Raw genomic sequence first — 13,478 nt, 5'->3', positions numbered from 1 at the left:
CATGAAAGTACAAGTAAAGATACCTGGAAAACTCTTTCTGGCAGGGGAATACGCAGTTGTTGAGGCTGGCTATCCTGCGGTGATTGCGGCGGTTGATCAGTACCTAACCGTCACCATTGAAACAAGTGACCAAGGCAGTCTTCATTCCAGTCAAAATGCAGATCTTTATCTGATCTGGGAGCGTAAGGAAGGTGCCGTTCGTATTCAAGGTAACCATCCCTATGCCCTGATTGAGACCGCCATGCAGGTGACCGAGGAATATCTGACGGCCAAGGGCTATGCTTGTCATGGAACCTATAGCCTATCTGTTCAGTCCGACCTAGATGACCAGGCTTCTGGTGCCAAGTATGGCCTGGGTTCCTCTGGTGCTGTAACGGTTGCGACAGTCAAGGCCCTGTTGACCTACTACGGTCATCAAGCGGATGCCTTTTTGACCTACAAGTTGGCAGCTCTGACCCAGACCAAGCTAGGCATGACAGGTTCCTTTGGCGATTTGGCAGCCTCCAGTTTCGGTGGCTTGATCGCCTATCATTCCCTAGACCGTTCTTGGCTTTTAGGGAAAATGGCAGAGCTGTCCCTGCTTGATTTGGTGGAAAGTGATTGGCAGGGTTTATCTATCAGCCCTATCCAGTTACCCCAAGGTCTAGACCTCTTGGTGGGCTGGACAGGGTCGGCGGCTTCAACGGATAGTCTAGTTTCCCAGATGGAAAGCCAAAAAAGTCAGACAGAAAAAGAGCAAATTCACAGCCAGTTTCTAGCCGACTCCAAGACCTGTGTAGAACAGTTGATAGCAGCTTGTCAGACAAATGACATAGTATTAGCTAGACAGGCTATTACTCAAAACCGTAAGCTCTTACAAGATTTTGCGAGAGGAATGGGCTTGGTCATTGAAACCCCTCAACTGAGCCAACTCTGTGACCTGGCTCAGACTTATGGAGCGGTGGCCAAGTCATCTGGTGCAGGTGGTGGTGACTGCGGCATTTGCCTGGTTGACAGTAAGGAACAAAAAGCAGCGATAGAGACGGCTTGGCAAGAAGCCGGCATTCTTCCACTCCAACTAAAGATCACAAGTAGAGAATAAGGAGAACCCTATGTTTTATCTAGGAGAATTTGGTTTAGACCGCAAGGATCAACACGTTGGCTTGGCCAACCAGCAATATAGTACCACGCCGGCCAAGGACTTCACAGAAACCCTGTTTGTCCATCATTCCCTGCCACAGACCAAGGTGGATGAAGTGGATATTTCGACCAGTGTAGCTGGTTTGGACTTTGCCTTTCCTTTCTTCATCAATGCTATGACCGGTGGAAGCAAGAAGACGCGGGAAATCAATCGCCTATTGGGGATTATGGGGCATTTTGGCAAGATTGCCCTGGCTTCTGGTTCGGTCAGTGCGGCAATCAAGGATCCGTCTGTTGCGGAAACTTTCTCCGTGATGCGTCGGGAAAATCCTTACGGGATAATCTTTGCCAACCTAGGTGCCCATCATAGTGTGGAGAATGCCAAGCGAGCGGTGGATTTGTTGGAGGCCAATGCCATTCAGATCCATGTCAATGCACCTCAGGAGATTGTCATGCCTGAGGGAGATCGTGATTTCACTATGTGGTTGAAGAATATTGAAACTTTGGTACGGGAGATGGAAGTGCCTGTCATTGTCAAGGAAGTTGGTTTTGGCATGAGCCGTGAAACAGTAGCCCAGCTGGCTTCTGTCGGTGTGCAAACTATAGATGTGTCTGGTACTGGGGGAACAGACTTCGCCAAAATTGAAAATGCCCGTCGAACCTTCAATGATTATACTTATCTAGAAGGTTGGGGCCAGTCTACCGTGACTTCCTTGGTGGAAGCTATGTCTGTTTCTGAGGATGTCCGTCCAAGTTTGATTGCTTCAGGTGGCATTAAAACACCGCTAGATATTGTCAAATCCTTAGCTCTTGGTGCAGACCTTGTCGGTATGTCCAACCATTTCCTCCAGTATGTCAAGGATGGTAAGGGGCATCGTTTTGACGACGGCTTGCAGGCTATCAAGACCTATCAATGGCAGATGGCTGAAATCATGACCATGCTAGGTGCTAAGAATATTGCGGAACTCCGCAAGAAAGATGTGGTCTTGGCTCCAAATGTCCAAAACTGGTGTGAGGCGCGTGGGATTGATTGGAAAGCCTATGCCCGTCGATCGCAATCTGTAAAGTAAACACGTACAATTCGGGTAGAATCTTGACGATTTCTACCTTTTTCTGTTTTTTTATGATAAAATAAATGAAAATTTTGAAGAGGTATTCAGATGAAAGCTATTGTTACAGTTGTCGGTAAGGACAAGTCAGGAATTGTTGCGGGTGTTGCGACCAAGATTGCGGAATTGGGTTTGAATATTGATGATATTTCACAAACTGTTTTGGATGAGTATTTTACCATGATGGCAGTGGTGTCATCAGATGAAAAGAAAGATTTCACGCAACTTCGTGCGGAATTGGATGACTTTGGTCAGTCCTTGAACGTGAAAATCAACATTCAAAGTGCAGCCATTTTTGATGCCATGCACAACTTGTAAGGAGAGGTTTCATGGATATTAGACAGGTTAGAGAAACCATTGAGATGATTGAGGAGCAGCACTTCGATATTCGGACTATCACCATGGGGATTTCCCTCTTGGACTGTATTGATGCGGATATTGAGAAAGCTGCTGAGAAAGTTTATACCAAGATTGTCACCAAGGCCAAGAACTTGGTAGCAGTCGGCGATGAAATTGCGGCAGAGCTAGGCATTCCCATTGTCAACAAACGGGTATCGGTGACGCCTATTGCTTTGATTGGTGCGGCGACAGATGCCACGGATTATCTTCCCCTGGCTCATGCCTTGGACAAGGCGGCTCATGAGATAGGTATCGATTTTATCGGGGGTTTTTCAGCTCTTGTTCAAAAGGGCTACCAAAAAGGGGATGAAATCCTCATCAACTCTATACCGCAGGCATTGGCCCAAACGACAAAGGTCTGCTCGTCAGTCAATATCGGCTCGACCAAGACGGGTATCAATATGACGGCTGTGCGGGACATGGGGCGGATCATCAAGGAGACGGCGGAAGCTTCTGATATGGGTGTGGCCAAGCTGGTGGTCTTTGCCAATGCGGTCGAGGACAATCCCTTCATGGCGGGTGCCTTCCATGGTGTCGGCGAGGCGGATGTGGTCATCAATGTCGGTGTGTCTGGACCTGGTGTGGTCAAGCGTGCCCTTGAAAAAGTGCGTGGTGAGAGCTTTGATGTGGTGGCGGAGACCGTCAAGAAGACCGCCTTCAAGATTACCCGTATCGGTCAGTTGGTCGGCAATATGGCTAGTGAACGCCTGGGTGTCAAGTTCGGTATCGTAGACCTGTCGCTTGCTCCAACGCCAGCGGTTGGCGACTCAGTGGCACGGGTTTTGGAGGAAATGGGCTTAGAAACCGTTGGTACGCACGGAACGACTGCTGCCCTTGCTCTGCTCAATGACGCAGTGAAAAAGGGTGGAGTCATGGCCTGCAACCAAGTCGGTGGCTTGTCAGGTGCCTTTATCCCTGTTTCTGAGGACGAGGGCATGATTGCGGCGGTGCAAAATGGCTCTCTTAACCTTGAAAAATTGGAAGCCATGACGGCCATCTGTTCTGTAGGTTTGGATATGATTGCTATTCCCGAAACAACGCCTGCTGAAACCATTGCAGCTATGATTGCGGATGAAGCGGCGATTGGGGTTATCAATCAGAAAACGACTGCGGTCCGCATCATTCCACTTGGAAAAGAAGGGGATATGATCGAATTCGGTGGACTGCTGGGAACAGCTCCTGTTATGAAGGTCAATCAAGCTTCGTCTGTGGACTTTATCAACCGTGGTGGACAAATTCCAGCACCGATTCATAGCTTTAAGAACTAAAAAACGTAGACCGATTGCCACAAGCAGTCGGTTTTTTGTTATACTAATAGTAAGAAATGACAAGGAGAAAAACGAATGGCAGATGTAAGATTATATATTTCTCGTCACGGGAAAACCATGTTTAATACCATTGGGCGCGTGCAGGGCTGGTGTGACACACCGCTGACCAAGGCTGGTGAGGAAGGAATTCGTGAACTGGGCTTGGGGCTAAAGGATGCGGGTATTGATTTTAAACTAGCTGTGTCCAGTGACCTGGGGCGGACCGTTCAGACCATGACCATCGCCCAGCGTGAGTTGGGGATTTTGGGAAAAATTCCTTATTACCAAGACAAGCGTATCCGTGAATGGTGTTTCGGTAGTTTTGAGGGCATGTATGATGCCGAGCTTTTCCAAGGTGTCCTGCCTCGTTTGAAAGGGACAGTAGATGCAACAGGCATGTCCTTTGCGGAAATTGCAGCAGGTATCCAAGAAGCAGACACCGCTGGCTGGGCGGAATCTTGGGAGGTCTTGAGCAATCGTATCTTAACAGGTTTTGAATCCATCGCCCAGGACTTGGAAAAACAAGGCGGAGGCAATGCCCTGGTGGTCAGCCACGGTATGACCATTGCAACCCTGGCTCATCTGTTGGAGCCAGAGCGTGGTGCCAATGTCTTTCTCGATAACGGCTCAATCACCGTTCTCAAATATGAACATGGCAAGCTATTAATTGAAGCAGTTGGCGACCTATCCTACCGCAAACGCGGAGCAGAATTGATTGCCCAAGGGAAATAAAGAAATGAAATCAGGGATATTCTCTGATTTTTTATTGATAGGTTATTGCTCTAGGTCTTCAGACTGATTTTTAGCACTCTAGGCAAAAGAGTGCTAATTTTGTGTCTTTTTCTCTTGACAATCCATTTTTTCGGCGTATAATGGGAGTATATAGGTTAGCACTCGACATCATAGAGTGCTAACGCTCTTCAAAAATCAACACTATCCGTTGTCAGCTTGCCTTTGTGAACCATAGTTCTACATTCGGCCTCGCTTCCTAGGCTACTGTCGATTTTCATTGAGCGTAACTAAAACAGTGTTCATGAAAGGAGCGGAGATGATTACCCAACGTCAAAATGATATTTTGAATCTGATTGTTGAATTGTTTACGCGCCATCATGAGCCAGTTGGTTCTAAGGCCTTGCAGGAGATGATTGCTTCTAGCTCTGCTACCATTCGCAATGATATGGCCAAGCTGGAGCAGTTGGGCTTGCTAGAAAAGGCTCACACGTCAAGTGGTCGGATGCCCAGTCGGGCTGGTTTTCAATACTTTGTCAACCACTCGCTCAATCTGGAACACATCAATGAAGAAGATGTTTATCAGGTGGTCAAGGCCTTCGACTTTGAAGCCTTCAAGCTGGAGGACATCTTGGAGCGGGCCAGTACAGTCCTAGCGGATTTGACAGGCTACACCTCGGTCATTTTAGATGTGGAGCCAACCAGTCAGCAGCTGACTTCCTTTGACATCGTGCAGCTCAGTAGCCACGATGCTCTGGCGGTCTTGACCCTGGACCAGTCCAAACCAGTCACCGTCCAGTTTGCCATTCCCAAGAACTTTTTGACTAGGGACTTGGAAGTGCTCAAACGCCTGGTGGATGAACGCTTCGTTGGACAGACAGTCTTGTCCATTCACTACAAGCTACGGACGGAGATTCCCCAAGTGGTGCAGCGTTACTTTACCACGACGGACAATGTCTTGGATTTGATGGACTATATCTTTGCTAATCTCTTCCGAGAATCAGTCTTTATCAGTGGAAAGGTCGCATCGCTGACCTACGGCAACCTCGCCACCTACCAACTCTTGGATAGTCCTCAGCTATTGGCACCAGAGTTGCGGCAGGGCTTGGCGCCAAACCAGCAGACCAGCATTTCTGTGGCGGAACACAGTGATCCTGCCCTTGCAGATGTGACTATCATTCATCATCGCTTTCCAATCCCCTATCGGGGCATGGCCCAGATGAGTTTGCTTGGTCCTGTTGACATGGACTACCGCAGGCAGATGAGTTTGATCAACATCATCAGCCGCGTCCTATTTATGAAATTAACCGATTACTATCGTTATCTGAGCAGTAATCATTACGAAGTCAATTAGAAGGAGAATGCTTTGTCAGAAGAAATCAAAAACGAAGAAATCGTAGAAGAGGTTGAAGCAACAGAAGAAGTTGTGGAGACACCTGAAAAATCAGAATTGGATTTGGCAAATGAGCGTGCAGAGGAATTTGAAAACAAGTACCTCCGTGCCCACGCTGAAATGCAAAATATCCAACGCCGTGCCAATGAGGAACGCCAAACCATTCAGCGTTACCGTTCGCAAGACTTGGCCAAGAAAATCTTGCCGAGCTTGGATAACTTGGAGCGTGCCCTTCAAGTTGAAGGTTTGACAGAGGATGTCAAAAAAGGCTTGGAAATGGTACAGGAAAGCTTGATTCAAGCCCTCAAAGAAGAAGGGGTGGAGGAAGTCGCAACAGATGTCTTTGACCCAAATCTTCACATGGCTATTCAAACTGTTCCAGCCACAGACGATTGCCCAGCAGAACACATTGCACAAGTCTTCCAAAAAGGCTACAAGCTGCATGAACGCTTGCTGAGACCGGCTATGGTGGTGGTGTCGGAATAAATGATAGAGCTACACGAAATTGGCGATGAAAATTTTCACGATTGCTTACATATTGATTCTGGTATATCTAAAGAAGATTATGTTGATTCAGTTGAGTTTTCATTGGCAGAGGCTTGGAGCCTTCGACCATTCTCACATCCGAAAGCTATTTACAATGAAGGTGAATTGATAGGCTACGTTTCGCTTTACTGCAAAGACAGCAATGGTGAAATCATCAATTTCTTAATTGATAAGAGGTATCAAGGAAAAGGACTTGGGAGAAAAGCAGTAGAAGTCTGTATAGACTATCTGCAAACAGAGCACAGCGTGACTCGAATTTCGCTACCAGTTCATGAAAAACATTTGGAAGCTAGAAAATTCTGGAAGAAGTTAGGCTTTCAAGAATCAAATAACATTGAAGATGATTATATCTTCATGCGTCGAACAACCTGACCGAAATGTCACAAAACTATGAAATTGAAAAAAAGACAAGCCTTGTGCTTGCGGGCTGGCGAACATCGTGAGCCCATTCGATACTCTCCGCCGTGGCGGTAAATACGCACAGTTTGAGACTAGAGGCTCAAACTTTAGTCAAAGAGACCGCAAAAGCGGGCTCTGACGGCGTCGCCACTTAAGGAGAGTATCACTAAAAGAAATTAATAAGAGGTAACACACATGTCTAAAATTATCGGTATTGACTTAGGTACAACAAACTCAGCAGTTGCAGTTCTTGAAGGAACTGAATCAAAAATCATCGCAAACCCAGAAGGGAACCGCACAACTCCATCTGTTGTATCTTTCAAAAATGGTGAAATCATCGTTGGTGACGCGGCAAAACGCCAAGCAGTGACTAACCCAGATACCATCATCTCTATCAAATCAAAAATGGGAACTTCTGAAAAAGTTTCAGCAAACGGCAAAGAATACACGCCGCAAGAAATCTCAGCCATGATCCTTCAATACTTGAAAGGCTACGCTGAAGAATACCTTGGTGAAAAAGTAACCAAAGCGGTTATCACTGTTCCTGCTTACTTTAACGATGCTCAACGTCAAGCAACCAAAGACGCTGGTAAAATTGCTGGTCTTGAAGTTGAACGTATCGTCAACGAACCAACTGCAGCAGCCCTTGCCTACGGTTTGGACAAGACTGACAAAGATGAAAAAATCTTGGTATTCGACCTTGGTGGAGGTACTTTCGACGTATCTATCCTTGAACTTGGTGACGGTGTCTTCGACGTACTTGCAACAGCAGGTGATAACAAGCTCGGTGGTGACGACTTTGACCAAAAGATTATCGACCACATGGTAGCAGAATTCAAGAAAGAAAATGGTATCGACTTGTCAGCTGACAAGATGGCCCTTCAACGTTTGAAAGATGCGGCTGAAAAAGCGAAGAAAGACCTTTCTGGTGTAACATCAACTCAAATCAGCTTGCCGTTCATCACTGCAGGTGCAGCTGGTCCGCTTCACTTGGAAATGACATTGACTCGTGCGAAATTTGACGAATTGACTTACGACCTTGTAGAACGTACAAAAATTCCTGTTCGTCAAGCCCTTTCAGATGCAGGACTTAGCTTGTCAGAAATCGACGAAGTTATCCTTGTCGGTGGTTCAACTCGTATTCCAGCTGTTGTGGAGGCTGTAAAAGCTGAAACTGGTAAAGAGCCAAACAAATCTGTAAACCCTGATGAAGTGGTTGCCATGGGTGCGGCAATCCAAGGTGGTGTGATTACTGGTGATGTCAAAGACGTTGTACTTCTTGATGTAACACCATTGTCACTTGGTATCGAAACAATGGGTGGTGTCTTTACAAAACTCATCGACCGTAACACAACGATTCCAACTTCTAAATCACAAGTCTTCTCAACTGCTGCAGACAACCAGCCAGCTGTTGACATCCACGTGCTTCAAGGTGAGCGCCCAATGGCAGCGGACAATAAAACTCTTGGTCGCTTCCAATTGACTGACATCCCTGCAGCACCTCGTGGTATTCCACAAATCGAAGTAACATTCGACATCGATAAGAACGGTATCGTTTCTGTAAAAGCCAAAGACCTTGGTACGCAAAAAGAGCAAACTATCGTTATCCAGTCTAACTCAGGTTTGACTGACGAAGAAATCGACCGCATGATGAAAGATGCAGAAGCAAACGCTGAAGCAGATAAGAAACGTAAGGAAGAAGTGGACCTTCGTAACGATGTTGATCAAGCAATCTTTGCGACTGAGAAAACTCTGAAAGAAACTGAAGGCAAAGGCTTTGACGCAGAACGTGACCAAGCCCAAGCAGCCCTTGATGAGTTGAAAGCAGCTCAAGAAGCGAACAACTTGGACGACATGAAGGCTAAACTTGAAAACCTCAACGAAAAAGCTCAAGCTCTTGCAGTGAAACTCTACGAGCAAGCCGCAGCAGCACAACAAGCAGCCGCAGGCCAAGAAGGTGCCCAAACAACTAACAACGCAGGCGATGATGTGGTAGACGGCGAGTTTACTGAAAAGTAGTACTCTTCGAAATTCTTCACTAGGCTTCGTTAACTCTCCTCGATGAACTCCAGTTCAATCTTCGTCCAGTTGCCTAGCCTAGTCTTGAATTTCTTTGAGTATCTAGAACATGGAAAGTTATCTTTTTTCCGAAGTTCTTAGTTCGAACTCAGTTCTCATCTCCCCGAGAATAGAAATCATTATTAAGTCAAAATTCCAATCACAGAGGTTGCAACCCAGCCTCTGTTTTTGGGTAAATAACTGATGAGGAGGCTTTTCATGAAAAAAGTTGCTTGTTTGCTCTATCCTAATTTTTCTCTCTATGAGATAGCTCCTTTGACTAGCACATTGGTGTTGAATTTTGGGAGAAAGATTGATTTTATTGCTTCCACTACGGAAACGATTTATTCGGAGGACGGTCTACCTTGTCATGCTAACAAGATCTTAGAAGAGGTAAATATAGAGGAATATGATTGTATTCTTTGTCCAGGGACGATTGACTTCACTCCGGCTTTGAGAGATGAGCACCTCATTCGATTTCTGGCTGGCTTAGGTGGTAAACCAATCAAAATTGCAGCGATTTCCTCTGCTCCGATCCTGCTTGCTAAGGCTGGATTATTGGAGAATACCTTATATACAGGTGGTATTTGGCAAAATTTCATGGACTATTTTGACTTTCTACCTGGAGAAAATTTTCGTCCCTTACCAGTCTGTGAAGATGGCAATATCATTACAGGAACTGGCTTTACAGTCAATGCCTTTTCGCGTCAGGTTCTTACCAGTCTAAGATTGGTTGAAGATGCGACTATGTACTTCAAAGAAAATGATGATTACTCTACGGAAGACTTTATTTTTGAGTTGTCTGACGAAGAATTTGAAGAGTTCAAAGCAACATTTGAGAAAGATCCTAACTAATTTTACAGAAAGGAAAGTGTTCGTAATCGAACACGGGCTACTTTCTAATTTTCAAAGAAAGGAATACAAGTTCGTTTATTCGAACACAGGCTAAAAACCTAGTGAAAAAGATAAACTTCCTAGTGTGTTAGGCACACTGCGTCAGTTTCCTATTTTCATACGGTTTTCTTAACGCCTTTTGTATCATAAACTATGAACAACACTGAATTTTACGATCGTCTGGGGGTTTCCAAGAATGCTTCGCCAGACGAGATTAAGAAGGCTTATCGGAAGCTTTCAAAGAAATACCATCCAGATATTAACAAGGATCCGGGTGCGGAGGATAAATACAAAGAAGTTCAAGAGGCTTATGAAACCTTGAGTGATCCGCAGAAGCGTTCTGCCTATGACCAGTTTGGTCCTGCTGGTGCCAATGGTGGCTTCGGCGGTGGAGCTGGTGGCTTTGGTGGTTTCGATGGAGCTGGTTTCGGTGGCTTTGAAGACATCTTTTCAAGCTTCTTTGGTGGCGGCGGTGCGACCCGCAATCCGAATGCTCCTCGTCAAGGGGATGACCTTCAATACCGTGTCAACCTCAAGTTTGAAGAGGCAATTTTCGGTGCAGAGAAAGAAGTTTCCTATCACCGTGAAGCGACTTGTCGGACCTGTACGGGTTCAGGTGCTAAACCTGGTACTAGCCCAGTAACTTGTGGACGCTGTCACGGTTCAGGGATTATCAATGTGGACACGCAAACACCACTTGGCACCATGCGCCGTCAAATGACCTGTGATGTCTGTCATGGTCGTGGTAAACAAATTAAGGATCCATGTACAACTTGTCGCGGAACCGGTCATGAAAAACAAGCCCATACAGTAACAGTGAAGGTGCCAGCTGGTGTGGAAACTGGTCAGAAAATCCGTCTGGCAGGTCAGGGGGAAGCAGGTTTTAATGGAGGTCCTTACGGAGATCTCTATGTGGTCATTCAAGTCCAGGCTTCAGATAAGTTTGAGCGTGAGGGGACAACAATTTATTATAAATTAGACCTCAACTTTGTTCAGGCAGCCTTGGGTGATACAGTCCATGTGCCAACCGTTCACGGTGATGTGGATATGGTGATCCCTGAAGGAACACAGACAGGTAAGACCTTCCGTCTGAAAGGCAAGGGAGCTCCAAGTGTTCGTGGCGGGGCTATCGGTGATCAGTATGTGACGGTGAATATTGTTACCCCTACAGGTCTGAACGACCGTCAACGTGCAGCTCTTAAAGAATTTGCAGCAGCAGGAAACATTGATATCAAACCCCATAAAAAAGGCTTCTTTGACAAGGTAAAAGATGCTTTTGAAGAATTGTAAATCGAGAAAAAGACTGGATTTTATCTAGTCTTTTTCTATTTTTCATAAAAGAAATAACATTTTTTCGGTTGTATCAAATCGCTTTGTGTTAAAATAGGGATAGCAAATTGAAAGAGAACGCTTACGGATGAAATCTTGGGTTGAGAATGTGACCATAAAAAAATACGAAGATCGGTCTGGTTTGACTGGTTTGAAACAGGGGCCGTTGGTGTGGACAGAGGTCTTTTTGCGCGAGGTCAATCGTCAGACCGATACAGGCATTTTGCATTTTTGGCCCATGGATAAAACGGTCATTCTGGGGATGATGGACAGTCAGGTGGCCCAGCTGGACAAGGGCTTAGCCAGTATTGGTCAGGCAGGCTACAGTCCTATTATTCGGAGTTTGGGTGGTCTGGCTGTGGTAGCAGACGAGGGGATTTTAAATGTCACTCTGATTTTGCCCAATCCTGCTGGTCACAAGGTTGATTTGAGGGAATCCTATCAGGTCATGGTGGATTTGATTGCTCAGGCGCTTTCGGATTTTCCCTTAGATGTGGTCAGTGGTGAGGTGGCAACTTCCTACTGTCCAGGGACCTACGACCTTAGTATCAAGGGGCGGAAGTTTGCAGGTTTGGCCCAGCGGATTTACCAAGAAGCTATTGCCATTTCTGCCTATATCAGTGTATCAGGCAATCAAGTCAAACGTGGGCAAGTAGTGGCTGATTTTTATGCGGAAAGTTTTGCTCCGCAAGAAGTATCTGACAGATTTCCGCAAGTAAATCCGAATTCGATGGCCAATCTGTCAGACTTGGTCGGTCAGGATGTGACGGTGGAGGAGATGAAAACACGAATCGAGCGTGTCTTGATTGAAAATGGGGCTTTTCTGACCACCTTTTATCCTTCGTCGGACAACATGGCTGATTTTATGGCGCTCGGAAAGACCATCAAGCAGTCTATGGAAAAATATGGTATCTAGGAGGAAATATGGAAACCTATCAAGCATTATTTGAAGCTCTGCCATTGCACCAAACCGTCCTAGCCAATCGTTTTGTCCTGTCGCCCATGGTGACCAATTCCTCCACAGCAGATGGCTTGGTGACCCAGGATGATTTGGACTATGCGGAGCGGCGGGCGGATGCGGCTCCCTTGCAAATCACAGGGGCGGCTTATGTGGACCCCAAGGGACAATTGTTCGAGTTTGGCTTTAGCGTGGCCAAGGATGAGGATGTTGATGGTTTGCGAAAACTGGCCCAGGTCATGCAGTCCAAGGGGGCAAAGGCAATCTTGCAACTGACCCATGCTGGTCGTTTTTCCAGCCACACCCTTCAGCGGGACAAGCTGGTCTATGGTCCCAGTCCCATGAAACTCCATGCTCCCTTTCCCCATGAGGTCAAGGAGTTGACCATAGCAGAGCTGGAAGAGCTGGTAGAGGCCTATGGTCAGGCGACGCGACGGGCTATTGAGGCGGGTTTTGCAGGAGTGGAGATCTCTTCTGCCCAGCGCTTGCTGATTCAGACCTTCTTTTCGACCTTTTCCAATCAACGTCAGGACCGCTATGGCTGTCAAAACTTGGAAAATCGTTCCCGTTTTGGTTTAGAAGTCTTGCGGAAGGTTCAGGAAATGATTGACCAGTTGGCGCCAGCTGACTTTATCCTTGGTTTTCGGGCAACGCCTGAGGAAACAAGAGGAGCCAGTATAGGCTATTCTATCGAGGAATTTTTACAGTTCATGGACATGGCTTTGGATGTCGCAAGGATTGACTACCTAGCCATCGCTTCATGGGGGCATGATGTCTTTCGTAATCAGGTTCGAGGAGCTGGGCGTCATCAGGGGCGCTTGGTTAATCAGGTGGTCCACGACGCCTTAAAGGATAGGCTGGTGGTTATGGCGACAGGGGGTATCAATTCGGCGGAGAAGGCTATTGAGGCCTTGGAGCATGCGGATATGGTTGGTCTGTCAACACCTTTTATCACCGATCCTGAGTTTGTCCACAAGATCGCGGCCGGCAAGCCAGAAGACATCCAACTGCGGATCAAGCCAGAAGACCTATCTAAGCTGGCTATTCCCCAGGCTTCTTTCAAGGATATTGTCCCCTTGATGGACTATGGGGAGTCGTTGCCGAGGGAGTCGCGGGAGGTTTTCCGCAGTCTTTACTCTTCGAAAATTAAACCCAGACGTTGTTGACATGATTTGATGAACTTGAGTTCTATCTTCATCATCGTCGCCTAGTATGACTTTAATTTTCATTGAGTAAAA

13 protein-coding genes are annotated in these 13,478 nt (G+C 46.5%); all 13 read left to right on the top strand.

The window, feature by feature from the left end:
- Position 1: 1 nt before the first annotated feature.
- The 13 genes from PW252_RS09805 (at position 2) to PW252_RS09745 (ending at position 13,406) form a co-directional block, all read left to right on the top strand.
- Positions 2 to 1,081 (top strand): phosphomevalonate kinase, encoded by a 1,080-nt coding sequence (locus PW252_RS09805; protein WP_248051428.1) that lies wholly within the window; start codon positions 2 to 4, stop codon positions 1,079 to 1,081.
- 10 nt (positions 1,082 to 1,091) lie between these two features.
- Positions 1,092 to 2,189 carry a type 2 isopentenyl-diphosphate Delta-isomerase gene (fni, locus tag PW252_RS09800; protein WP_248051429.1) on the top strand — a complete coding sequence of 366 codons (1,098 nt, stop codon included), beginning with the start codon at positions 1,092 to 1,094 and terminating at the stop codon, positions 2,187 to 2,189.
- Between the two features lie 90 nt (positions 2,190 to 2,279).
- Complete coding sequence (locus PW252_RS09795; RefSeq protein WP_248051432.1) at positions 2,280 to 2,546, top strand: ACT domain-containing protein; 267 nt, start codon at positions 2,280 to 2,282, stop codon at positions 2,544 to 2,546.
- A gap of 11 nt (positions 2,547 to 2,557) precedes the next feature.
- Positions 2,558 to 3,895: a PFL family protein gene (locus tag PW252_RS09790; protein WP_248051434.1), complete on the top strand. Its 1,338-nt coding sequence runs from the start codon at positions 2,558 to 2,560 to the stop codon at positions 3,893 to 3,895.
- A 75-nt stretch (positions 3,896 to 3,970) separates the two neighbouring features.
- Positions 3,971 to 4,666: a histidine phosphatase family protein gene (locus PW252_RS09785; protein ID WP_248051436.1), complete on the top strand. Its 696-nt coding sequence runs from the start codon at positions 3,971 to 3,973 to the stop codon at positions 4,664 to 4,666.
- Positions 4,667 to 4,982: 316 nt separating this feature from the next.
- The gene (hrcA, locus tag PW252_RS09780; RefSeq protein WP_248051439.1) at positions 4,983 to 6,017 is read left to right on the top strand and encodes a heat-inducible transcriptional repressor HrcA; all 1,035 of its coding nucleotides are present in this window, start codon (positions 4,983 to 4,985) and stop codon (positions 6,015 to 6,017) included.
- Between the two features lie 12 nt (positions 6,018 to 6,029).
- Positions 6,030 to 6,542 carry a nucleotide exchange factor GrpE gene (grpE, locus tag PW252_RS09775; protein WP_002943082.1) on the top strand — a complete coding sequence of 171 codons (513 nt, stop codon included), beginning with the start codon at positions 6,030 to 6,032 and terminating at the stop codon, positions 6,540 to 6,542.
- Positions 6,543 to 6,974, top strand: coding sequence for a GNAT family N-acetyltransferase (locus PW252_RS09770; RefSeq protein WP_248051442.1), 432 nt, complete (start codon positions 6,543 to 6,545; stop codon positions 6,972 to 6,974).
- Between the two features lie 222 nt (positions 6,975 to 7,196).
- Positions 7,197 to 9,020 carry a molecular chaperone DnaK gene (dnaK, locus tag PW252_RS09765; protein ID WP_248051444.1) on the top strand — a complete coding sequence of 608 codons (1,824 nt, stop codon included), beginning with the start codon at positions 7,197 to 7,199 and terminating at the stop codon, positions 9,018 to 9,020.
- A 258-nt stretch (positions 9,021 to 9,278) separates the two neighbouring features.
- Positions 9,279 to 9,914 carry a DJ-1/PfpI family protein gene (locus tag PW252_RS09760; RefSeq protein ID WP_248051447.1) on the top strand — a complete coding sequence of 212 codons (636 nt, stop codon included), beginning with the start codon at positions 9,279 to 9,281 and terminating at the stop codon, positions 9,912 to 9,914.
- Between the two features lie 192 nt (positions 9,915 to 10,106).
- A complete protein-coding gene (gene dnaJ, locus PW252_RS09755) occupies positions 10,107 to 11,243 on the top strand; it encodes a molecular chaperone DnaJ (RefSeq protein WP_172091597.1) in 1,137 nt (378 codons plus the stop codon).
- A 127-nt stretch (positions 11,244 to 11,370) separates the two neighbouring features.
- A complete protein-coding gene (locus PW252_RS09750; protein ID WP_248051449.1) occupies positions 11,371 to 12,198 on the top strand; it encodes a lipoate--protein ligase family protein in 828 nt (275 codons plus the stop codon).
- Between the two features lie 8 nt (positions 12,199 to 12,206).
- A complete protein-coding gene (locus tag PW252_RS09745) occupies positions 12,207 to 13,406 on the top strand; it encodes an NADH-dependent flavin oxidoreductase (protein ID WP_248051450.1) in 1,200 nt (399 codons plus the stop codon).
- Positions 13,407 to 13,478: the final 72 nt, after the last annotated feature.

Origin of the sequence: Streptococcus sp. 29887, from assembly GCF_032595075.1 — a bacterium.
GTDB lineage: Bacteria > Bacillota > Bacilli > Lactobacillales > Streptococcaceae > Streptococcus > Streptococcus iners.
Note: the sequence above shows the minus strand (reverse complement) of the source record. Positions and strands in the feature narration are given on the sequence as shown.